This is a genomic window from Streptomyces sp. NPDC060194 (assembly GCF_042728285.1).
Lineage (GTDB): Bacteria > Actinomycetota > Actinomycetes > Streptomycetales > Streptomycetaceae > Streptomyces.
In genome coordinates this window covers 1-21,698 of sequence record NZ_JBHWZH010000059.1, presented here as the reverse complement: position 1 = coordinate 21,698, position 21,698 = coordinate 1, and the positions used below count along the sequence as shown (strand labels likewise).

Annotated in this window: 17 protein-coding genes; 14 read left to right on the top strand and 3 right to left on the bottom strand. The window is 72.9% G+C overall.

All coding sequences use genetic code 11. The features are described 5' to 3' along the window. Positions 1–346: 346 nt before the first annotated feature. A complete protein-coding gene (locus tag ACFWEG_RS15490; protein WP_387214663.1) occupies positions 347–3,205 on the top strand; it encodes a carbohydrate-binding protein in 2,859 nt (952 codons plus the stop codon). A 127-nt stretch (positions 3,206–3,332) separates the two neighbouring features. Here the strand turns inward: ACFWEG_RS15490 and ACFWEG_RS15485 are convergent, their stop codons facing one another. Beyond that, positions 3,333–4,166: a hypothetical protein gene (locus ACFWEG_RS15485; protein WP_387214660.1), complete on the bottom strand. Its 834-nt coding sequence runs from the start codon at positions 4,164–4,166 to the stop codon at positions 3,333–3,335. Positions 4,167–4,736: 570 nt separating this feature from the next. On the opposite strand from ACFWEG_RS15485, the gene ACFWEG_RS15480 reads away from it, so the two are divergent. The 7 genes from ACFWEG_RS15480 (at position 4,737) to ACFWEG_RS15450 (ending at position 11,895) form a co-directional block, all read left to right on the top strand. Next, positions 4,737–4,883 (top strand): hypothetical protein, encoded by a 147-nt coding sequence (locus ACFWEG_RS15480; RefSeq protein WP_387214658.1) that lies wholly within the window; start codon positions 4,737–4,739, stop codon positions 4,881–4,883. Positions 4,884–5,002: 119 nt separating this feature from the next. Beyond that, a complete protein-coding gene (locus ACFWEG_RS15475) occupies positions 5,003–5,629 on the top strand; it encodes an RNA polymerase sigma factor (RefSeq protein ID WP_387214655.1) in 627 nt (208 codons plus the stop codon). Then, positions 5,626–6,414 (top strand): hypothetical protein, encoded by a 789-nt coding sequence (locus tag ACFWEG_RS15470; protein WP_387214652.1) that lies wholly within the window; start codon positions 5,626–5,628, stop codon positions 6,412–6,414. The genes ACFWEG_RS15475 and ACFWEG_RS15470 overlap by 4 nt, the downstream gene beginning before the upstream one ends. A 334-nt stretch (positions 6,415–6,748) precedes the next feature. Continuing rightward, a complete protein-coding gene (locus ACFWEG_RS15465) occupies positions 6,749–9,469 on the top strand; it encodes an N-acetylmuramoyl-L-alanine amidase (protein ID WP_387214649.1) in 2,721 nt (906 codons plus the stop codon). Between the two features lie 180 nt (positions 9,470–9,649). After that, a complete protein-coding gene (gene lepB, locus ACFWEG_RS15460) occupies positions 9,650–10,282 on the top strand; it encodes a signal peptidase I (RefSeq protein WP_387214646.1) in 633 nt (210 codons plus the stop codon). 299 nt (positions 10,283–10,581) lie between these two features. Then, a complete protein-coding gene (locus tag ACFWEG_RS15455; RefSeq protein ID WP_387214643.1) occupies positions 10,582–11,046 on the top strand; it encodes a GAF domain-containing protein in 465 nt (154 codons plus the stop codon). Positions 11,047–11,052: 6 nt separating this feature from the next. Beyond that, the gene (locus ACFWEG_RS15450; protein WP_387214640.1) at positions 11,053–11,895 is read left to right on the top strand and encodes a PP2C family protein-serine/threonine phosphatase; all 843 of its coding nucleotides are present in this window, start codon (positions 11,053–11,055) and stop codon (positions 11,893–11,895) included. 228 nt (positions 11,896–12,123) lie between these two features. Here the strand turns inward: ACFWEG_RS15450 and gndA are convergent, their stop codons facing one another. Continuing rightward, positions 12,124–13,563 (bottom strand): NADP-dependent phosphogluconate dehydrogenase, encoded by a 1,440-nt coding sequence (gene gndA, locus ACFWEG_RS15445; protein ID WP_387214637.1) that lies wholly within the window; start codon positions 13,561–13,563, stop codon positions 12,124–12,126. A 369-nt stretch (positions 13,564–13,932) separates the two neighbouring features. Between gndA and ACFWEG_RS15440 the strand changes: the two genes are divergently transcribed. Then, a complete protein-coding gene (locus ACFWEG_RS15440) occupies positions 13,933–14,961 on the top strand; it encodes a peptidoglycan DD-metalloendopeptidase family protein (RefSeq protein ID WP_387214634.1) in 1,029 nt (342 codons plus the stop codon). Here the strand turns inward: ACFWEG_RS15440 and ACFWEG_RS15435 are convergent. Further along, the gene (locus tag ACFWEG_RS15435) at positions 14,951–15,952 is read right to left on the bottom strand and encodes a DMT family transporter (protein WP_387214631.1); all 1,002 of its coding nucleotides are present in this window, start codon (positions 15,950–15,952) and stop codon (positions 14,951–14,953) included. The genes ACFWEG_RS15440 and ACFWEG_RS15435 overlap by 11 nt on opposite strands. 215 nt (positions 15,953–16,167) lie before the next feature. Between ACFWEG_RS15435 and ACFWEG_RS15430 the strand changes: the two genes are divergently transcribed. The 5 genes from ACFWEG_RS15430 to ACFWEG_RS15410 all read left to right on the top strand — a co-directional run bounded on the left by ACFWEG_RS15430 (position 16,168) and on the right by ACFWEG_RS15410 (position 21,642). Then, positions 16,168–16,980 (top strand): (2Fe-2S)-binding protein, encoded by an 813-nt coding sequence (locus tag ACFWEG_RS15430; RefSeq protein ID WP_387214628.1) that lies wholly within the window; start codon positions 16,168–16,170, stop codon positions 16,978–16,980. 10 nt (positions 16,981–16,990) lie between these two features. After that, complete coding sequence (glgA, locus tag ACFWEG_RS15425; RefSeq protein ID WP_387214700.1) at positions 16,991–18,142, top strand: glycogen synthase; 1,152 nt, start codon at positions 16,991–16,993, stop codon at positions 18,140–18,142. Between the two features lie 27 nt (positions 18,143–18,169). Next, entirely contained in the window at positions 18,170–19,387 is a 1,218-nt protein-coding gene (gene glgC / locus ACFWEG_RS15420) for a glucose-1-phosphate adenylyltransferase (RefSeq protein WP_387214625.1), read from the top strand. A 216-nt stretch (positions 19,388–19,603) separates the two neighbouring features. Beyond that, positions 19,604–21,112, top strand: a complete 1,509-nt coding sequence (locus ACFWEG_RS15415; protein ID WP_387214622.1) for an SDR family NAD(P)-dependent oxidoreductase — start codon at positions 19,604–19,606, stop codon at positions 21,110–21,112. A 359-nt stretch (positions 21,113–21,471) separates the two neighbouring features. Beyond that, positions 21,472–21,642 (top strand): hypothetical protein, encoded by a 171-nt coding sequence (locus tag ACFWEG_RS15410; protein ID WP_387214619.1) that lies wholly within the window; start codon positions 21,472–21,474, stop codon positions 21,640–21,642. Positions 21,643–21,698 lie beyond the last annotated feature (56 nt).

The window sequence follows — 21,698 nt, the reverse complement described above, 5'->3', positions numbered from 1 at the left end:
GCGCAAAATGCAGATGCGCCGGGTTCATTGCTCTCGCCCTCGGTGATCTGCGCTTGTCGCCGGTCGAACGCCTGCGACCTGCGGACTTGCCTGTCCGACGTGTGGAGGGGGCGGATCGGGAGGGAGTGACTCCCGTATTTGCACGGTGTCTTGACAAATGTCGGCGCCGTTGCCAGCATGCAAAATTCCCACGCTGTGACGAACCGTCAGTGACCTCGGTCTCCGTGCCGACCACGGACGGCCTCGGGCGCGGTCCACGCAGTTCTCCTTTCCCTGAGCACGCCGCGCCGTGGTTCCGCATGCCCCCGACCGGTGTGCTCCTCCGCCCAGGACCGGAAGGAAGCTCATGTCACCAGCTCGTGCCCCGTCCCGGATGCTCCGTTGGGCGCTCGCCCTCGGTCTCGTCGCGGGAGGCGGGGCCCTGGCCGGGCCCGCCGCCGCCCAGGCGCCCGCCCGGCCGATGGAGAGACCCGCCGCCCAGGCCCCGACCGTGATCCCGTCCGGCGACTACCAGCAGGTGCAACTCGCCGTCGGGGCCGCCGAACTGGGCGAGGCGATGTCCCTCGCCGTGCTCCCCGACCGGTCCGTCGTGCACACCGCCCGGGACGGCACGGTCCGCGTCACCGACCCGTCGGGCAACACCAGGAGCGCTGGGAAGCTGGACGTCTACACCCACGACGAGGAGGGCCTGCAGGGGATCGCCGCCGACCCCGGGTTCGCCGTCAACCGCTACCTCTACCTGTACTACTCGCCCAAGCTGACGACCCCCGCCGGGGACGCGCCCGTCACCGGCACCGCGGCCGCCTTCGAACCGTGGAAGGGCCACCTCAACCTCTCCCGCTTCGTCCTCAAGGCCGACAACACGCTCGACCTGGCCAGCGAGAAGGTCGTCCTGCAGGTGCCGAGCGACCGGGGCCAGTGCTGCCACGTCGGCGGCGACCTCGACTTCGACGCCGCCGGGAACCTCTACCTGAGCACCGGCGACGACACCAACCCCTTCGACTCCGCGGGATACGCGCCGATCGACGAACGCACCGACCGCAACCCGCAGTTCGACGCCCAGCGCTCGTCGGGCAACACCAACGACCTGCGCGGCAAGGTGCTGCGGATCAAGCCGACGGCCGCGGGCGGCTACACGGTCCCGGCCGGCAACCTCTTCGCCCCCGGCACGGCGAGGACCCGGCCCGAGATCTACGCGATGGGCTTCCGCAACCCGTTCCGGATGTCCGTCGACAAGCCCACCGGCACCGTCTACCTCGGCGACTACGGCCCCGACGCCGGCTCCACCACCACCCGGGGGCCCAGCGGCCAGGTCGAGTTCAACCGGATCACCGCCCCGGGCAACTACGGCTGGCCCTACTGCACCGGCACCAACACCGCCGCCGAGACCTACGCCGAGTACACCTTCCCCAGCGGCCCCGCCGGCGCCAAGTACGCCTGCGCCACCGGGCCGGCCAACAACTCCTTCCGCAACACCGGCCTCGCCACCCTGCCCGCCGCGCAGCCGGCCTGGATCAGGTACGCCGGGGACGCGGGCAGCCCGCCCGAGTTCGGCAGCGGATCGGAGTCGCCGATGGGCGGCCCCGTCTACCGCTACGACGCGGGGCTGGACTCCGCGGTGAAGTTCCCCCAGTCCCTCGACGGCCGCTACTTCGCCGGGGAGTACGGCCGCAAGTGGATCAAGGCGATCGAGGTGAAGGCGGACGGGTCGCCGGGCCTGATCGAGAACTTCCCCTGGACCGGCACCCAGGTCATGGACCAGGCCTTCGGCCCCGACGGCGCGCTCTACGTCCTCGACTACGGCACCGGCTCCAACAACCAGGCCCTCTACCGGGTCGAGTACCTCGCGGGCAGCAACCGCAACCCGATCGCCAAGGCGGCCGCCGACAAGGTCTCCGGGGCGACCCCGCTGACCGTCGCCTTCTCCTCCGCCGGCAGCTCCGACCCCGAGGGCAAGGCGCTCACCTACTCCTGGGACTTCGGTGACGGCGCCACCTCCACCGCCGCGAACCCGAGCCACACCTACACGGCGAAGGGCACCTACCGGCCCACCCTGACCGTCCGCGACCCCGAAGGCCTGACCGGTACGGCGAGCCTCGTCGTCACGGCGGGCAACACCGCGCCGACGGTGACCCTCCAGACCCCCCGCGACGGCCAGCTGTTCTCGTTCGGCGACACCGTGCCCTTCCAGGCCACCGTCGCCGACCCCGAGGACGGCACGATCGACTGCGCGAAGGTCAAGGTCACCTACCTGCTCGGCCACGACCAGCACCGCCACCAGATCACCCAGACCACCGGCTGCTCGGGCACCATCACCGTCCCCGCCGACGGCGAGCACGACAGCGCCGCCAACATCTACGGCGTCATCGACGCCGAGTACACCGACGCCGCCGGTCTCACCGCGCACAGCGTCCGCGTCCTCCAGCCCCGCCACCGGCAGGCGGAGCACTTCAGCGCCCAGTCGGGCGTCCAGCTCGCCGCGAAGGGCAACGCCGAGGGCGGGAACACCGTCGGCTTCACGGACAACGGCGACTGGATCTCCTTCACGCCCTACGCACTCGGCGACGCGAACAAGATCACGGCGCGGGTCTCGTCCGGCGGCGCGGGCGGCACCCTGGAGGTCCGCGCGGGCTCGCCCACCGGTACCCTCCTCGGCTCCGCCGCCGTCGCCAACACCGGTGGCTGGGAGTCCTTCGTCGACGTCTCCGCGAACCTGAGCGGCGCGCCCGCGGGCACCACCGAGCTGTTCCTCGTCTTCAAGGGCCCGACCGGGCAGGGCAACCTCTTCGACGTCGACGCCTTCACGTTCTCCACATCCGCCTCGCGGACGGTCGAGGGCGAGTCGTACAGCGCGTCGTCCGGCGTCCAGGCCGCCACCCACCCGCCGGCCAGCGGGGGGAGGACCCTCGGGTACATCGAGAACGGCGACTGGGCCGGATACGCCGCCGTCCCCACCGCCGGAGCCAAGACCTTCTCGGCCCGGATCTCCTCCGGCGGCTCCGGCGGCACCCTCCAGGTCCGGTCGGGCTCGGCCACCGGCCCGCTCCTGGGCTCCGTCACCGTCCCCGTCACCGGAGGCTGGGAGACCTTCGCGAACGTCACCACCCCGCTGACCGGAACGGCCTCCTCCGGAGCGCTGTTCCTCACCTTCACCGGCGGGTCCGGCTACCTCTTCGACGTCGACACGATCACCTTCACCGGCTGACCTGCACCGCGACCGGAACGCGGCCCGTGCCCGGGGCGCGGCGTCTCACGCCGCGCGCATACCCCGGCCGCGGGCCGTCCCGGCCGCACGCCCCCCGACGCCCTGAGCCCGCCCGCACCTCTGCGGGCTAACCCTCTTTCCGCAGCACCTCGGCGATGTTGTCCCGGTAGGCCTCCAGCGCCCGCAGCCCGTCGGCGTAGCCGTCGCGGTGGCGGGCGATGTCCGCGGTCTGGTGCCGGGCCCGCGCGGTGTGCAGGGCCTGTGCCGTGCGGTGGTGGCGCTTGCACCTGATGTCCGCCACCGCTGTGGCCCTCTCCCGCCGCGTGTGCCGGGTGTTGCCGTCACCGCCCCGGTGCCAGGCGTCACTCGAGTACGCCGCGACGGGGTCGGGGTAGTGCGGGAAGCCGTGGTCGACCATGCAGCGCGACCACTCCTCCAGGGCCGTGCGGAGGTGTGGATCGCGCAGGACCGCCCGGTCGGTCTCGATCGCGCGCGAACTCGCGAAGAGCCAGTCCCCCTCGCGCTCCACGCCCCGCAGCAGCCGTCGGTCCGCCGACGTACCGCACGCGGGGAAGTCCGCGAACTCGGCGTCCGTCATGCGGCGTCCGGCGGGCGGGGCGGACAGCGGCTCGGACGGATCCCAGCCGTAGCCCCAGCGCCGCGCCTCCTCGAAGTCCAGGACGCCGTAGTCGGTGGAGACCACGGACGTGGCGATGGGGTCGCTCGGGTAGCGGGGGTCGAGCGGGAAGTCGCGGTGGCCGCGCCGCGCCATGCACTGCCGGACCAGCAACGCCGATGCCCGCTGCAGGCGTTCGAAGTCCCTGCTGGTGAACTCGTACCGGTCCGCCGGCAGCCGGCCGAGGTCCGACGCGACACGGACCTCGCTCGGCCGCGCGGGCCCCAGCACGCAGAGCACCGCCAGCACCGCCACCGCACCCCGTCGCCATCGCCGCACCGTCATGCGCCCAGATGCTAGCCCGCCCACCTGCGCCGACGCGCCCGCCGCACGGATGCCCCGCCGCTCCGGCCGCACCCACCTGCCCGCAACCGACGTCGGCCACCCGACCGTAAATCGCCGGCCCGGCCTCCCACCGAGAACGTCGTCCCCGACGGCCTCGATCAACTCGGCGGCTTGCTCACCTCCTCGCGCGCGGCAGGCGCGCTGCACGTGACTCCCGTGCGCCTCGCACGGGAGTCACCCGCCGCCCGAGCCGGTCCGTCCGCTTGCCGGGCGCCCTGTCACGGAGGGAGAGAGCGACGGGGGTACCCGTTCGGACAACTGCCCCGCAATGAACTGATCGGCCGCGAACGCCTGGGTGACGTTTGCCGTGGCGTGTGCGCTTGGTGAGGAGAGGAGGCGGCCGATGTCTCCCCGCCGGGTGCCCCGTCCACCCGGCAGAGCCTGGAGCGGGGGTTGCGGTGGAGTCGAACAACGTCGGTGGACGCCTGCTGTCGGCGCACGAGATGCGCGCCGGAGTCGCGGAGTTCATCCGGCGGGTCACGGCGCGCAACTGGACTACTAGGGGTGTGGATGCCCGACGGGCGAGCCTGGAACCCGACCGGGAAGGTCGTCAAGGGATTCGAGGCCGGTCCGGGGGAGTCCGTGCAGCAGATGTACTTCCTGCTGCACGGACGCGTCCCTGCACCACGCGGCCGCACCCCTGAGGCGTTCGAGTGAGGAGCGGATACAGAACGGCATCCGCTGTGGTGAGGGACACGTTCCGCTGGCTGTGACGTTTCTGTGCGGTAGAGCGCTGAGGGGAGGGGAGTTCGGAGTGGACGATCGAAGAGGCACGTGTGGTCAGGGGCGGGGACGAGCATGTTCGTGGGCGCGACCATGAATTGGGAAGGGCGGTGTCGCGTGCTCAGGATGGTGACGAGCCCGGGTTCGAGACGGCTTACCGGCTCGTCCAGCCAGGGCTCCTTGGATACCTGCGCGGACTGGTCGGGGCCGACGCGGAGGACGTCGCCTCGGACGCCTGGCTCGAGATCGCACGTGATCTGCACAGGTTCAGGGGCGACGGGGCGGGGTTCCGCGGCTGGACCGCGACCATCGCGCGCCATCGTGCTCTGGACCACCTGCGCAAGCAGAAGAGGAGACCTCTGACGGCGCTACTGGAGCAGGACGTCCTCGACCTGCCCGGAACGGCGGACACGGTGGAGGAGGTCATGGAGGCCGCATCGACGCGATGGGCGTTGTCCCAGATCGCCGGCCTGCCACCGGACCAGGCGGAGGCGGTTCTGCTGCGCGTGGTGGTCGGACTGGACGGACCCGCTGCCGCGCGTGTGCTGCGGAAGCGGCCGGGCGCCGTCCGAACGGCCGCTCACCGAGGGCTGAGACGGTTGGCCGCACAGTTGACCACCGCGGGCCGGGTGACGAGCGCGGCATGCGTAGGTCCTGGCTCTGTGAAGGATGAGGGATGAGACGGCGCAAGGCACGGGTGACGGACGCCATGCTCGTCACGCCGGAAATCGAGACCCTCGCGGCGGCGCTCCGCAGCGACTCCGACCCCGCCGGCGCGCAGCAGGCGCTCGCGGCCTTCCGCGAGGCCCGCGGCTCCGCTCCTGTCGCGCATCGGCAGCGCGTGCGCCGGCAGGACGACTGGCGTCCTACCGGCATCCGTTCCGGTGCGCGTCTCCCTCTGCGGGCGGTGCTCGGTGCCGCTCTCGCCAGCGTGACGCTCGGAGGAGTGGCGTTGGCTGCCGGCACCGGGGTGCTCGGCTCAGTCGAGGAGCCTCGCCGCGCCCCTGACCGTACGCCGGCGGTCCCGCCGCACATCAGCACCGGGCCGGAGCCGATGACCAGCGGCAACACCGTCGAGCCGTCGGGCAACGCAACGGACTCCACGAGCGTCGCTGTCGACGAGCCGTCAGGTCCGGGCCTCGCCGAGTCGGAGTCGGCTTCAGGCTCGTCCGCGACGAAGCGAAAGGGGTCGCAGGCCGACGCGGCAGCGCTGTGTCATGCCTGGAGCCAGGGGAACGGGGCGCGTCGCGGGACAGCCTTCGAGCGGCTGGCGGACATGGCGGGTGGCGAGAGCGCCGTCGACTCCTATTGCGCCGCTGTCTCCGAGGACGACACGGCGGACGACCGGAACCGAGGGAAGCCGACCAAGACGGCTTTCCCGAATCCGATCAAGGAGCCGCCGGTTCCCTCGCCCTCGATGGGCCGGAGCGCGCAGCACACTCAGCGCAAGGGCAAGTCTCCTTGAGCGAGGGGTGACAAGCGGACCGCGGGAACTGTGAGAGGCCCCGGGAGGGCGGCGAACTACTCCTTTCAGGGCCTTCTCGTTCCCCATCAGTGGTCCGAAGGCCGTCGGACGAGCTGAGACAGGCGGCGATCTCGCCGTTGTCTGCGAGCGCCGACGGCCGATGCACGACCGGACCGACGCAACCGTCGCCGTTCTGATCGTCGACATCGCGTTCATGGACCGGTTCCGGCTCCGCCGCACCGCGGGTGTGATGTTCGGGATCGGGCGAGCGCTGGGTAGTGCGTGGCGCCTCATCCGACGGGCGCCGCGACAACGACGTGAGAGGCATTTCGAGTTGAGCACGCGCAAGAGACACGCCTACGCCCCGCTGAGCCTGAAACGACGAGTGTGGCTGACGGTCGCCGCCGTGGCCGTCGGCGGGGCGGGTGTGGTGACGTACGCGGTTGCGGTGCCGGGGGAGACCCCCGGTGCCCGTGCCGCGGAGGTGCGGGAGGCGTCCGTCCGCACCCTCAAGGTGACCGACAGGTCGACGACCCGGAAGGCGACCGACCGTCAGGAGACCGAGCGGTTCAGCGGTCTGCTGCTGACCTGGCGTGACCCGAAGGCGGTGCTCGACGGTACGGCGCAGGCCCGGGCGCGCGACATCGAGTCCGGCGAGTGGTCGGAGTGGACGACGCTCGCCGTCGAGCAGGCGGCTGACGGGGCCGAAGCGCGTCGTTCGGGCGTGCTGGGCGGCACCGAGGTGCTCTGGACCGGCGGTTCGGACGCGGTCGAGGTGCGGGTGACCGCCGACGACGGAACGGTCAAGGACCTGCCCGCCGGCATCAGCGTGAAGCTGATCGACCCCGGAACCGACCCCAAGCGCTCCCGCCACCTGGTCACCGAGCCGGCCGCGTTCGCGGCGGACGAGCCGTCGCCCCCGGCCCCAAGCGCCTCACCTACCGGCACTGTCGGTCCCACGGGCGACCCGTCCGCTGCCACCACACCGTCCGGTACGGCGGCGCCGTCCGACCCGGCCGCATCGACGACCGCCTCCCCGCAGCCGACCTCGCCGTCCCCGTCGACGACCACACCGCCCCCGAGCCCGGAGCCCACCCCCACCGTCCCGACGGCCCCGCCCTCCACCGTGGTCGCGCCGCCGGTGCTGACCCAGGCGCAGTGGGGCGGGTCGACCGAGTACAACGGCACCCCGGAGTACGCGGAGAAGGTCGACGCGATCGTCGTCCACCACACCGGCGTGGACCTGGACAACTCCACGTCCTGCACCGACTCCGCCGAGCGCATCCGCACCATCCAGCAGGGCCACCTCGCCAAGGGCTGGTACGACATCGGCTACAACTTCCTCGTCGACCGCTGCGGGCGGATCTTCGAGGGCCGCAGCGGCGGCACGGACCTCCCGGTCCGCGGGGCCCACGACTACGGCTTCAACACCAACACCCTCGGGATCTCCTACCTCGGCAACTTCGAGAGCGCCAAGCCCACCAGGCCCGCCCTGGAGGCCATCGCCCGGATCGCGGCCTGGCGGCTCGGCCAGTACGGGATCAGCCCCGCTGCCAACGTGACCCTGACGTCGGCCGGGGACGCGGGCGTGGACGGCAACAAGATCGCCAAGGGGGCGAAGGTCACCCTCCCGGCGATCTTCGGCCACCGGGACACCAACAACACCGCCTGCCCGGGCAGGAACCTGTACTCCCAGCTTCCACTGATCAGGAAGCTGGCCGCCACTCCCGGCGTCTCCCACGCGCTGACCACCTCGGACATCGATCGCAACGGCGTGACCGACCTGGTCGCCGGCACGCCCAAGGCACTGTCCGGAGCCGGTTCCGTCACCGTGGTGCCGGGAGGCTCCGCCGGACCGGTGGCGACGGCCAAGAAGCTCGTCAGCCAGTCCAGCGCCGGCGTGCCCGGCAGCTCCGAGGCCGGCGACGCCTTCGGCACGACCACCGCCTACGGCGACCTCAACGCCGACGGCCACGCCGACCTCGTCGTCGGCGCGCCGGGCGAGGACGACACCAGTGGTGCCGCCGACCGCGGTGCCATCACCGTGCTGTACGGCCCCGGCCTGTCCACGGGCACCTCCTACACCACCAGCGCAGTCACCCGGGCCGGCGCCAGGCTCGGATCCGCCCTCGCCGTGGGCGACTTCGACGCGGACGGCCGCGCGGACGTCTTCGGCGCCGGCACCGGCAGGGGCGGCAACTGGAACGTCCGCCTGACCGGCGGCGCCACCACCGCCGGAACGCTCAGCACCGCCACCGCCGCCGTCGCGTACACCGACGCGGCGGCCGGCGACTTCAACCGGGACGGTTACGGCGACGTCGCCCTGAACTGGCGCGACGCCACCGGTGCGGCCCGGGTCACCTGGTTCAAGGGATCCAAGGCCGGTCTCGCCAAGGTCGGCAACCTCTCCGTGAAGGGCGGCCGCAGCATCGCCGCCGGAGACCTCAACGGGGACGGCTACGCCGACATCGTCGTCGGCCAGCCCGACAGCAAGGAGTCCGGCACCACCGTCCCCGGCGGATCGGTCATGGCCGTCTACGGCGCCGCGTCCGGATTCTCCGGGGTCACCCGCCTCCACCAGGACTCGGCCGGCGTCCCCGGCGCGGCGGAGTCGGGCGACGCCCTGGGAACCTCCGTGTCCGTCGGCGACTTCAACCTCGACGGCTACGCCGACGTCTCGACCGGAGCGCCGGGTGAGGACATCACCCGGGACGGCGCCGCGCGCAAGGACGCCGGGTCCGTACTCCTCCTCCCGTCGACCGCGGCCGGACTCCCGGGGGCCGGATCGAAGGCCTTCTCCCAGGACACGCCGCAGGTCGCCGGTGTCACCGAGTCCGGCGACCGGTTCGGTTCCTCGGTCAGCCTCACCGACCTCTCCGGTTGGGGCCGTGCCGACCTGACCGTCGGCGCGGAGGGGGAGGACACGGGATCGGGCGTCCTGCTGCACCTTCCCGCCGGCGGCGCCGGCATCGACCCGGGCGCGGGCTTCCACCTCACCCGCACGCTGCTGGGCACGGCGAGCGGAGTGCGGCTGGGGTACGGACTCACGCCGTAGGTCTCCGCCGTCGGACGAGGGGCCATCGGGAGCAGCGGGCCCGATGGCCCCCTTGCGCGGAGTCGTCGCCACCCGCTGAAGGATGACCTGCCGGGCCCGCTCCACAGGGAGACGGGAGATCGACAAGGAGCGATGATGCCGCAGCACAGTGCGGGTCGGGGGTTGAGGATTGCCGGGTGGGTGCTCGTGCCGCTCGGGGTGGTGCTGTTGGCGAGCGGGATCCGTTTCGGATCCGGGCTCGCGAGCGAGTGGGTCACCGTGTCGTCCGACTCGATGGAGCCCACCTACCCCGCGGGCGACCGGTTGGCCGTCGAGCGCGTCGACGGGAGCGGGATCCGGCGGGGCGACGTCCTGCTCATCGATGTGCCGGGACGCTACGGTGGTCTGCCGACCCTGCAGCGGGTGGTCGGCCTGGGAGGCGATCGCGTGGAGTCCCGCGACGGAGTAAGGGTCGTCGTGAACGGCAAGCAGATCGACGAACCCTACGTGAAGCGGGACAAGTTCACGTCGACGACGAGCCCTTACGCGGTGACCGTTCCGGAAGGGCGCCTGTTCCTGCTCGGCGACCACCGGGCCAATGCGAACGACTCACGCTACTTCCTCGACGAGCAGTCGGGCAGCGTGGCAGCGTCCGACGTGCGCGGCCGTGTCCGGGAGACGCCGGCTTCTTCTGCGGTGATGTCCGTCGTGGGGATTCTGGGGGCCCTGCTGACTCTGGCCGGAACCGGGCTGGCACTCGCCGGGTACATGGCCGGACGGCGCGCCCGCGACCAGGGCGCCGCGCAACAACCACGGATCCGGCGTCGACCTTGACGTGTGTGCGCAGCAGTCGGTCGGTGGCCGGTCCGGTGCGGAGTCCGTCGAGGAAGGTGCCCGGGGTCTCCGCGCACCGGCCCCCGAGGCGGTGGGCCGTGATGCGGGCGACCCGCCGCACCCCTCGGCCGCCTCCGGCGTCCCGGCCGGGGCGGAGTCGATGTCGGCCAGCGGTTGGAACCGTGTCCGAGGAGGTGTCCTGTTTCGGGCGGGCGCGTTGAGGAACTGGTCACTGCCGGTGGACGCCGCGGTGTGGTTGGCTGTGCGCCGATCTGGAGATTTCGAGGAGGAACGGACAGATGGTGCGCGGGGACGGGCTGCCGGCGGCGCTGTCGGACCCGGCCCGGCTGGCCGCGGTGCGGGCGACGGGACTTCTGGACACCCCGGGGGAGGAGGTCTTCGACGACCTCGCCTCGCTGGCCTCCCGGATCACCGGCACCGGCCGCGCGTTCGTCACCCTGGTCGACGCCGACCGCTCGTTCTGGAAGGCGTGCGTCGGCGCCGGTATCGACGCCGACGACGTGGCCGACCGGCAGAACCCGGCGGGGGAGAGCTTCTGTTACCACCTCGTCGGCCTGGACGGGAAGCCGTTCGTCGTCGAGGACGCCGCCGCCGACCCGCGCACCGCCGGACATCCCTCCATCGGCCCGATGAACATCGGAGCCTGGGCCGGCTACCCGATCCTCGACGCCGACGGGCACGTCCTGGGCAACTTCTGCGTGATCGACGACGCCCCCCCCGGACCTGGTCACCGGCCGACCTGACCACGCTTGCGACCCTGGCCCGCTCGGTGTCCGCGGAGATCCGCCTGCGCCGGAGCCTCGCCGCCTCCCAGGCCGCCCAGCAGAGGTCCGCGGACCTCGCCCGCACCCTCCAGTCTGGACTGCTCCCCGCAGCGCTGCGGACGATCGAGGGCATGGAGGCAGCCGCCTCCTACCTGCCGGCCTCCAGCAGCACCCGCGACGACATCGAGGTCGTCGGCGACTTCTACGACCTCTTCCGCACCCCACGGCGACAACTACGCCGCCGTTCTGGGCGACGTCTGCGGCAAAGGCGTCAAGGCCGCCCAGCTCAGCAGCATGGCCCGCTACACCGTCAGGGCCGACGCCGCCGACACCGGTTCCCCCGCCGAACTGCTGAACCGCCTCAACACCGCGATGCTCGCCCAGAGCGCGGAGCGCTTCCTGACGGCCGTCTACGCCGCGTTCCACCTCACCCCGTCCGGCGCCGCCGGAACCCTCACCCTCGCCGGGCACCCCCCGGCCCTCCTCCGTCGCGCCGACGGCCAGGTGCGGCAGCTCGGGAAGACCGGGATGCTGCTGGGGGTGCGGCCCGCGGTGGACCTGACGGATGTGCCCTTCGAGCTGGCCCCCGGCGACCTCCTGCTCCTCTACACCGACGGCGCCATCGAGGGCCGCCCCCGCCCCGGCACCGACGGCGCCGCGGCCCTGTTCGGCGAGACCGAACTCGCCCGGGCCCTCGCCGACAGCCACCCCCTGGACGCCGGTGCCACCGTCGACCACCTCACCGCAGTCCTGCACGCCCACCACCACGGGTGGGCCAGCGACGACACCGCCCTGCTCGCCCTACGCGTCCCACCCGCGCACGGCTGAAGCGCCCCCGGGCCACGCGTGTGAGATCGAGCCGACGCACGAAGCGGGCAGCGACCTCCCGGACCAGCTCCCCGCTCTGCACGCGCCCCACCACCGCGTCGACGTGCCGGCGCTGCGCGGAACCGCGGACATCACCATCAGCGGCCTCGGGCCGCACCGACCGGTTCATCCGTGGACGGCACCCTCGCTGCCGCACTCACCCGCTGACCCTGACGTCATGAGCCGAGGTCAGGCGTCGGCCTCCGTGCGGTCGGCGCCCCAGAGGGTGTGGAAGGAGCCGTCGCGGTCGGTGCGGCGGTAGGTGTGGGCGCCGAAGTAGTCGCGTTGGCCCTGGGTGAGGGCGGCGGGGAGGCGGGGGGCGCGGAGGGAGTCGTAGTAGGCGAGGGCGGTGGTGAAGCCGGGGGTGGGGACGCCGCCCGCGACGGCGGTGGTGATGACGGTGCGCCAGTCGGACTGGGCGGCGGCGATCTCGTCGGCGAAGCCCTTGTCGGCCAGCAGGCTGACGAGGCCGGGCTGGGCGTCGTAGGCCTGGGTGATGCGGTCGAGGAAGGCGGCGCGGATGATGCAGCCGCCGCGCCAGATCGCGGCGACCTTGCCGAGGTCGATGTCCCAGTCGTACCGGTCGCTGCCGGCGGCGATCTGGTGGAAGCCCTGGGTGTAGGAGACGATCTTCGAGGCGTAGAGGGCCTGCTCGACCTGGTCGGCGAACGCGGCGGCCTCGTCCTTCGACAGCTTCCGCGCGGCCGGCCCGGCCAGGTGCCGCGAGGCCTCCCGCAGGTCCGCGTGGCCGGAGACGGCCCGCGCGAACACCGCCTCGGCGATTCCCGACACCGGCACCCCGAGGTCGAGGGCGATCTGCACGGTCCAGCGCCCCGTGCCCTTCTGCTCGGCCTGGTCCAGGACCACGTCGACGAACGGCTCACCCGTCGCCGCGTCCGTGTGCGCGAGGACCTCCGCGGTGATCTCGATCAGGTAGGAGTCGAGCCGCCCGGTGTTCCACGTCCGGAAGATCTCCGCGATCTCGGCGGGAGAGTACCCCCCGACGTCCCGCAGCAGCTGGTACGCCTCGCCGATGAGCTGCATGTCGGCGTACTCGATCCCGTTGTGCACCATCTTGACGAAGTGCCCCGCGCCGTCCGGGCCGACGTGGGTGACGCAGGGGGAGCCGTCGCCGGCCTTGGCGGAGATCTTCTCGAGCATGGGGCCGAGGGAGTCGTAGGACTCGGGGGAGCCGCCGGGCATGATGCTGGGGCCGTTGAGGGCGCCCTCCTCGCCGCCGGAGACGCCCGTGCCGACGAAGTGGATGCCCTGGTCGCGGAGTTCCTTCTCGCGGCGGCGGGTGTCGGCGAAGTGCGCGTTGCCCCCGTCGATGATCATGTCGCCGGGCTCAAGGAGCGGGGCGAACGCGGCGATGACCGCGTCGGTCGGGTCGCCGGCCTTCACCATGACGACGAGCCGGCGGGGGCGTTCGAGGGCCGCGACGAAGTCCTCCGCGGTCTCGGTGGCGACGAAGTTCCCCTCGTCGCCGAACTCCTCCACCAGTGCGCGGGTCTTCGCGTTCGTCCGGTTGTGCAGCGCCACCGTGTACCCGTTGCGGGCGAAGTTACGGGCCAGGTTGCGGCCCATCACCGCGAGTCCGGTGACGCCGATCTGAGCTGAGTCGGTCATGGATGAGCTCCTGACGAAGGGCGGACGGTTGTTTCGGCCACTATGGAACAGCGCCGAAGATCGGAGAGGGCATTCCCGCGCCGCATACACGGGCGGCAAACGGAGTCGTCGGGTCCGCCTCTGCCGTTCGTCGCGACGCCGCTGGCCAGGCTCGCACGCGTGAACGGCGAGCCGTCCCGCCGGGAGGAGCGGGCGCCGGAAGCCGGCTCCCGGTCCGCCCCGGCGCGATTGGCCGGACAGCCACTTGACGGAAAGTGACGGATGGGCACCCCCTTGTACGGCCCGCACGGCTCCGCTTACGTTTCGGTCGCCGAATCGCACCACACCCGCACCGCTCCTTCACCGTTCACGCACTCGAGGAGGGTCCCCATGGGACTGCAGGCACGACACCGGCGGTACCGCCCGAGCCGGGTCAATCGCGCCTCGCTGACCGTGACGGCCGGCGGCGCCGGCCTCGCCCTCCCCCTCGTCGGCGCGGGCACCGCAGCCGCGCAGAGCACTCCGCAGCAGGTGCTGGAGGTCCCGCAGCAGCCGACGGCCATCCCGCCCTCCGGGCCGCTCGTCATCGCCGTGGCCCAGCCTCGGCAGGCTCCGCCCGAGGCCTACCAGGACGCGTACCAGGAGGCGATACCGGAGGCCCCCCGGGAGGCCCCGCCCGCGGCCCCCGCGGCCGCCGCCCCGCGCGGCTACACCGTGGCCGGCGGCGACACCCTCTCCGGCATCGCCCGCGAGCAGCGGGTCCCGGGCGGCTGGCGGCCGCTGTACGAGGCCAACCGCCAGGTCGTCGGCGGCAACCCGAACATGATCCGGCCGGGCCAGCGCCTGTCGCTGGTGATCGACCACCGGGTGGGCACGGACACGGCGCCCGACCGCACGGCCGAACCGCGCAAGGCCGCGCAGCATAAGGCGCAGGCCAAGCCCGCCGCCCCGAAGAAGGCCAAGCCCGAGAAGCGGGCCGGCGACACCCGCGCCGACCGCACCACCCGCGGCGGCGCCCGCCTCGTCGCCCCCGTCCCCGCCGGCCCCAGCACCCGCTACCGCGCCTCGGGCCGCTCCTGGTCCAGCGGTTACCACACCGGCGTCGACTTCCCCGTCCCCACCGGCACCGCGGTCAGCGCCGTCGCCGCCGGCCGCGTCGTCTCGGCGGGCTGGGCGGGCGCGTACGGCTACGAGGTCGTCATCCGGCACGCCGACGGCCGCTACAGCCAGTACGCCCACCTCTCCGCCCTGACCGTCCGCAGCGGGCAGGAGGTCGACGCGGGCCGCCGGATCGGCCGCTCGGGCTCCACCGGCAACAGCACGGGCCCGCACCTGCACTTCGAGGTGCGCAGCGGGCCCGGCTACGGCTCCGACATCGACCCGCTGGGCTATCTGCGGGCCGGCGGCGTCAGGATCTGAGGCAGGCCGACGGCGGGCGCCGCACGTCCTCGCCGAGCGGGCACTCCACGAGGCCCTCCCGCGCGGGCGCGGCCGCGCGGGCACCGGCCCTGGCCGGCGCCTGCTGCCGGGGCACGCCGACGCGTGTGCGCTCGGCGGGTGCGTCGTCGGCGGGCGCGCGGCCGGCGGTGAGCCGCTCGGTGGTGAGCAGGATCAGCCCGCCGGCGGCGACCACCCCCCAGCCGAGCGCTATGGCCGTCCCGGCCGCCCCGTACCGGAAGTGCTCACCGAACAGGCCGATGCCGACGGCCGCGGCGACGACCGGGTTGACCACCGTCACCGTGGCGAGCGGGGCGGCGAGTCCCGCGCCCCGGTAGGAGGCCTGCGACAGCAGCATCCCCGCGGTGGCCAGGGCGGCGGTCGTCAGGAGGCTCGGCCACTGGGCGAGCGGCGCGCCCGCCGACCAGTCGACGGCCACCGTCTTGGTGTAGACGGACGCGATCCCGAACGCGATGCCTGCCGCCGAGGCGAGGATGACCGCCCGCACGGCCGGGTGCCGGTGCACGGTGTGCGCGGTCAGGGCGAGCGCCGCCACCGCGGCGGCGGTGCAGCCGCCGACGAGCAGGCGCTCGGTGGAGCCGAGGGACTGGCTGTCGGCGGTCCCGGTCAGGGAGAGCAGGCCGCCCAGACCGACCGTCGCCATGATCGCGCCGCGCCAGGCGGTCGCCCCGGCCCGGCGGCCCACGAACAGCGCTGCCATCGGCAGCGCGAAGACGATGGTCAGCGCGCCGAGCGGCTGCACCAGGCTGAGCGGCCCGAAGGCCAGCGCGCCGACGTGCAGCACGGCTCCCAGCCCGTTGAGCGCGACCGAGACCCACCACAGCGGACTGCGCAGCGGTGCGTACGCGCGCTCCGTCGCCGTCGCCGCGACCCGCTCCTGGACGATCGCGCCCGCCGCGTAGGCGACCGCGGAGACCAGGGCGAGCAGCACGGCGAGGGCGAGGGCACTCATCGGGTGCTCCCGGCGGACGGGGCCGGTGGTGTGGGCGGCACGTTCTCCATGTCTCCACGATGCCGCACAAAGCCGCCGGAATCGTCGTTCCGGGAGGGCGATCCCACGTACTCCGGGCGCAGTACGCGGCGCGCACGCGTGTCCACCCAGGGGTGAAGGCGGGCCGGGGGCCCTACCCCGGAGGTCGTCCGCCGCGCTGTGAGTGAATGGGGGCCATGAGCGGGTGGGACATCGCGGCGGTCGGCGGCTTCTTCGCCCTGCGGACGGACGGTCCGGGCGGCCAGGGCGGCACGGCCGGCACGGTCGGCTCCCGGGGCACGGCCGTCCCGGGCGGCACGGCCGGCTCCGGGGGCACGGACACCGTGCCCCTGGCCGACCTCTACCGCGGCCGCACCGCCCCCCTCCTCCGCCGCGTCGACACCGTCGCCGCCCGGCTCCGCACGCCCGAGCGGCGGGTCGCCGCCTCGATCGCGCACCTCGGCCTCGCCGCCCGCCTCTGGTCGATCGGCCTCGGCGCGGCGGCGCTGCACGGCGCGGTGCCCGACCTCTCCGGACTGCGCTGGGACCCGGACGCCGCCGCCCCCGACGACCTGTGGCTGACCGCTGCCGACCGCACCGCCCTCGACCTCGCCGCACCCACCGACGACCCCGCCGCCCTCGCCGCGCGCCTGCGCGCCGCCGTCCTCGACGGCCACCTCACCCCGCTCGCCGCCGCCCTCCGCCGCGACCACCGCGTCTCCGCCGCCCTCCTGCGCGGCAACTCCGCCTCCGCGCTCGCCGGCGCGCACCGCGCCCTGCGCGACTGGTCACGCGCGAACCACCGCCCCGAGGCCGCCCGCCGGGCGACCGCCGTCGCCCACGCCCTGTTCGCGCTCCCCGAGCTGCGCGGGACGGGCACGCTGCGCGCCGGCGCCTTCCGCCGCACCAGCTGCTGCCTGTACTACCGCGTCCCCGCCGGTGGCCTCTGCGGGGACTGCTGTCTCGATCATCCGCCCGTTCGCTCTTCCGTACGGGCGACAGGTGAGTGAATATGACCTGGTGAAGGTCGGACTGCTCAGCCGCGAATACCCGCCGGACGTCTACGGAGGCGCCGGAGTCCATGTGGAGTTCCTGGCGCGGGAGTTGCGCGCGCTGACGGATCTTCAGGTCCACGCCTGGGGCGAGGGGGGCGACGGCGACCTCACCCGGCACGGCTCCTGGGACCGGCTCCGGGGCGCCAACGACGCGCTGGGAGTCCTCTCCACGGACCTCTCGATGGCCGCCGCCCTCGAAGGCCGCGACCTCGTCCACTCCCACACCTGGTACGCCAACCTCGCCGGCCACCTCGCCAAGCTCCTCTACGGCGTCCCGCACGTCATGACCGCCCACTCCCTGGAGCCGCTGCGCCCCTGGAAGGCCGAGCAGCTCGGCGGCGGCTACGCCCTGTCGAGCTGGGCCGAGCGGACCGCGATCGAGGCCGCCGACGCCGTCATCGCCGTCTCGCACGGCATGCGCGCCGACATCCTGAGCTGCTACCCGGCCATCGACCCCGCCCGGGTGCGGGTCGTGCACAACGGCATCGACACCGCCCTCTACCGCCCCGACCCCGACCCGGCGGTCCTGCGCCGGCACGGCATCGACCCCGGCGTCCCCTACGTGATCTTCGTCGGCCGGATCACCCGCCAGAAGGGCGTGCCCCATCTGCTGCGTGCCGCCCGCCAGATGGAGCCCGGAGCCCAGCTGGTCCTGTGCGCCGGCGCCCCCGACACCCCGGAGATCGAGCGCGAGTTCCTCGACCTCGTCGACGAGCTGCGCCGCACCCGCGACGGCGTGCACTGGATCTCCGAGATGCTGCCCCGCAGCGAGGTGATCCCGCTGCTCACCCAGGCCGCCGCCTTCGTCTGCCCCTCGGTCTACGAGCCGCTGGGGATCGTCAACCTGGAGGCGATGGCCTGCGGCACCGCGGTGGTGGCCTCCGCGGTCGGCGGCATACCCGAGGTCGTCGACGACGGCCGCACCGGGCTGCTCGTCCCCTACGGCAAGCACTTCGAGACCCAGCTCGCGCACACCCTCAACAGCGTGCTCGACGACCCGGAGGCGGCCCGGCGGATGGGTGAGGCGGGCCGGGAGCGGGCGGTCGCGGAATTCGGCTGGGACACCGTGGCCCGGCGCACGCTCGGGGTATACGAGGAGACGCTGGCATCGAAGTGACCAGCAATGACGGACTAGGGGGCGCACATGCGCGGTGGACCTTCGGTACTCGGAATCGTCCTCGCAGGCGGTGAGGGCAAGCGGCTGATGCCGCTCACCGCGGACCGGGCCAAGCCCGCGGTCACGTTCGGCGGCACCTACCGGCTCGTCGACTTCGTGCTCTCCAACCTCGTCAACGGCGACATCCTGCGCAACTGCGTCCTCACGCAGTACAAGTCGCACTCGCTGGACCGGCACGTCACCACGACCTGGCGGATGTCCAGCCTGCTCGGCAACTACGTGACCCCGGTCCCGGCCCAGCAGCGGCTCGGCCCGCGCTGGTACCTGGGCAGCGCGGACGCGATCCTGCAGTCGCTGAACCTGGTCCACGACGAGCAGCCGGACTACATCGTGGTGTTCGGCGCGGACCACGTGTACCGGATGGACCCGCGGCAGATGCTGAAGCAGCACATAGAGAGCGGCGCCGGCGTCACCGTCGCCGGCATCCGCGTCGCCCGCTCCGAGGCGTCCGCCTTCGGCGTCATCACGCCCGGTTCCGACGGCCTGACCGTCGAGCGGTTCCTGGAGAAGCCCAGCGACCCGCCCGGCCTGCCCGACGACCCCGAGCGCGTCTACGCGTCCATGGGCAACTACATCTTCACCACGAAGGTGCTCATCGACGCCCTCCAGCAGGACGCCGAGGACGAGGACTCCGTCCACGACATGGGCGGCTCGATCCTCCCGATGCTCACCGAGCGGGGCGTCGCCCAGGTCTACGACTTCGACACCAACCACGTCCCCGGCGAGACCGGCCGCGACCACGGATACTGGCGGGACGTGGGCACGCTCGACTCGTACTACGACGCCCACATGGACCTGATCTCCGACGAGCCCGCCTTCGACCTCTCCAACCGAAGCTGGCCGATCTACACCCACTCGCCCCAGCTGCCGCCGGCGAAGTTCACCGCCTCGGGCATCGCCAGCGAGTCGATCGTCAGCCCCGGCTGCGTGATCCGCGGCCAGGTCACGAACTCGGTGCTCTCCCCGGGCGTCGTCGTCGAGGACGGCGCGGTGGTCCAGGGCTCGGTCCTGCACCACAACGTCCGCATCGGCCGGGGCGCGGTGGTGCGCGGCGCGATCCTCGACAAGAACGTGAACGTGCCGCCGGGGGCGACCATCGGCGTCAACCCGGAGCGCGACAGCGAGCTGTACGTGGTCTCGGCGAACGGGATCGTCGCCCTGGGCAAGGGGCAGCGGGTCGGCTGACCGCCGGGGGACGACGGCGGTGCGGGTCCTGCCCCCCCCCCGGGGCTCCGCACCGCCCGGCCACCGACCCCTGTCGCTGAGAGGTCCGTCACGGATACCGCCATCTGGTTTGTCCTGATCGCCCGCCCGGCCGTAGGGTGCGGAATTTGAACCCGCGTGACCAGGACCGCGGGGCTTTCGAACCAGCACCCAGCGAGCACGAGGACGACAGCGGCGATGACGGTGACAGAGGACGGTCCGGCGTACACCTCGGGCGACGCGGTCGGGGACGGTCACGACTTCGGCCCCGGGATCGACCCCGAGCGGCTCGCGCTCTGCCTCAGCGTCCTCGACGAGCTGGACACGATAGACGTCGACCACCCCGACGCCATCGCCGTCCGCCGGGCGACCGCCGGGATCTACCGCACGGTCAAGCAGCGCCGCCGCCAGGAGCGCCGCGCGGCGAAGACCGAGAACGACCGGCGGGTCACCGAGGCCACCGCCACCGGCTCCGCCGAGCGCATCGACGACGAGACGCAGGGCCTGCTGCCGTCCTCCTCGACCGTCGGCCAGATCGCCGGCATCCTCCAGCGGCCGCGCTCCTGCTACGTCTGCAAGACCCGCTACGTCGAGGTCGACGCCTTCTACCACCAGCTCTGCCAGCCGTGCGCGGCGGAGAACCGGGCCCGGCGCGACGCCCGCGCCGACCTCGGCGGCAAGCGCGCGCTGCTCACCGGCGGCCGCGCCAAGATCGGCATGTACATCGCGCTGCGGCTGCTGCGCGACGGCGCGCACACCACCATCACCACCCGCTTCCCCAAGGACGCCATCCGCCGCTTCAAGGCGATGGACGACTCCGCGGACTGGATGCACCGCCTGGAGGTCGTCGGCATCGACCTGCGCGACCCCGCGCAGGCCGTGGCGCTCGCCGAGCGGACCGCCGAGCAGGGCCCGCTCGACATCCTGATCAACAACGCCACCCAGACCGTGCGCCGCCTGCCCTCCGCGTACGCGGCCCTGGTCGAGGGCGAGGGCGCCCCGCTGCCCGCCGGTGAGCTGCCCGCGCACGAGGTCATCGGCGCCTTCGGCTCCGGATCCGTCGACGGCATCGCCGCGCTGCCCCTGGGCATCAGCGGTCTCGACGCGCAGCAGGTCGCCGACCTCGCGCTGGTCGCCGGCAACGCCAGCGTCGCCCGCCACCTCGACGGCACGGCGATCGACGCGGGCGGCCTGGTGCCGGACGTCGTCGACACCAACACCTGGGTGCAGTCGATCGAGCAGATCTCCCCGGTGGAGCTCCTCGAGACCCAGCTGTGCAACTACACCGCCCCGTTCATCCTGATCAGCAAGCTGCGCGCGTCGATGGCCGAGGCGGCGGCGAAGGCCCCCAAGGGGCGGGCCTACGTCGTCAACGTCTCCGCCATGGAGGGCGTGTTCAGCCGCGGCTACAAGGGCGCCGGGCACCCGAACACCAACGCCGCGAAGGCCGCGATGAACATGGTGACGCGGACCAGCGCCCAGGAGATGTTCCAGACCGACCGGATCCTGATGACGTCCGTCGACACCGGCTGGATCACCGACGAGCGCCCGCACTACGACAAGCTGCGCCTCGCCGAGGAGGGCTTCCACGCCCCGCTCGACCTGATCGACGGCGCGGCCCGCGTCTACGACCCGGTCGTGCGCGGCGAGGCGGGCGAGGACCTGTACGGGGTCTTCCTGAAGGACTACCGCCAGGCCAACTGGTAACCGGGAGCGGGACCGTTCGCCCGTACGGCCCCGTAGACGGCGAAACGCCGTTTACGGGGCCGTTTCAGGTTTCCAGGGGGCGAACGGGGCGTATACCAGGATGAAACAGAGCCTTTACCCATCCGTAGAGCGGGTGCCCGCTCATCTGTGTACTCTAAAGCGGACGGACAGCTCATCCTGGGCCCACGAACACCCTTGGTCCGTCATGGGGCAAGCCGGACACCGGCCCCGCCCCACCGAGTGGAACGGCGCCACCGCGTCCGAAGTGCACTGAACTCAGCCCTCGTTGGGCGTACGCGAGTCGGTCGGCGGCCGCCGCGCGTCACGTCAGGGGCATCCCTACTCATGAGGAGTACGCGGTGACACCAGAGAAGACGATCCGAGAGACCCAGCCGCGAGAACGCGCCGAGACCGCGCTCCGCGCCGACACCCTCGGCAACCTGGACGTGTGGGCGCACGCCGCCCCCATCCGGCTGGCCGGCTACGAGGACGACCTCGCCGAGCCGCACATCCTGCAGGGCGTCGACTGACCGTCCCGCTCCCTGTCACCCGTGCCCCTGCCGGGCGAGGCCGCGCGCCTCGCCCG

Coding starts and splice junctions, on each gene's coding strand:
- ACFWEG_RS15490 (WP_387214663.1), top strand. CDS start 347: ATGTCACCAGCTCGTGCCCCGTCCCGGATGCTCCGTTGGGCGCTCGCC.
- ACFWEG_RS15485 (WP_387214660.1), bottom strand. CDS start 4,166: ATGACGGTGCGGCGATGGCGACGGGGTGCGGTGGCGGTGCTGGCGGTG.
- ACFWEG_RS15480 (WP_387214658.1), top strand. CDS start 4,737: ATGCCCGACGGGCGAGCCTGGAACCCGACCGGGAAGGTCGTCAAGGGA.
- ACFWEG_RS15470 (WP_387214652.1), top strand. CDS start 5,626: ATGAGACGGCGCAAGGCACGGGTGACGGACGCCATGCTCGTCACGCCG.
- ACFWEG_RS15455 (WP_387214643.1), top strand. CDS start 10,582: ATGGTGCGCGGGGACGGGCTGCCGGCGGCGCTGTCGGACCCGGCCCGG.
- gndA (WP_387214637.1), bottom strand. CDS start 13,563: ATGACCGACTCAGCTCAGATCGGCGTCACCGGACTCGCGGTGATGGGC.
- ACFWEG_RS15440 (WP_387214634.1), top strand. CDS start 13,933: ATGGGACTGCAGGCACGACACCGGCGGTACCGCCCGAGCCGGGTCAAT.
- ACFWEG_RS15435 (WP_387214631.1), bottom strand. CDS start 15,952: ATGAGTGCCCTCGCCCTCGCCGTGCTGCTCGCCCTGGTCTCCGCGGTC.
- ACFWEG_RS15430 (WP_387214628.1), top strand. CDS start 16,168: ATGAGCGGGTGGGACATCGCGGCGGTCGGCGGCTTCTTCGCCCTGCGG.
- glgC (WP_387214625.1), top strand. CDS start 18,170: ATGCGCGGTGGACCTTCGGTACTCGGAATCGTCCTCGCAGGCGGTGAG.
- ACFWEG_RS15415 (WP_387214622.1), top strand. CDS start 19,604: ATGACGGTGACAGAGGACGGTCCGGCGTACACCTCGGGCGACGCGGTC.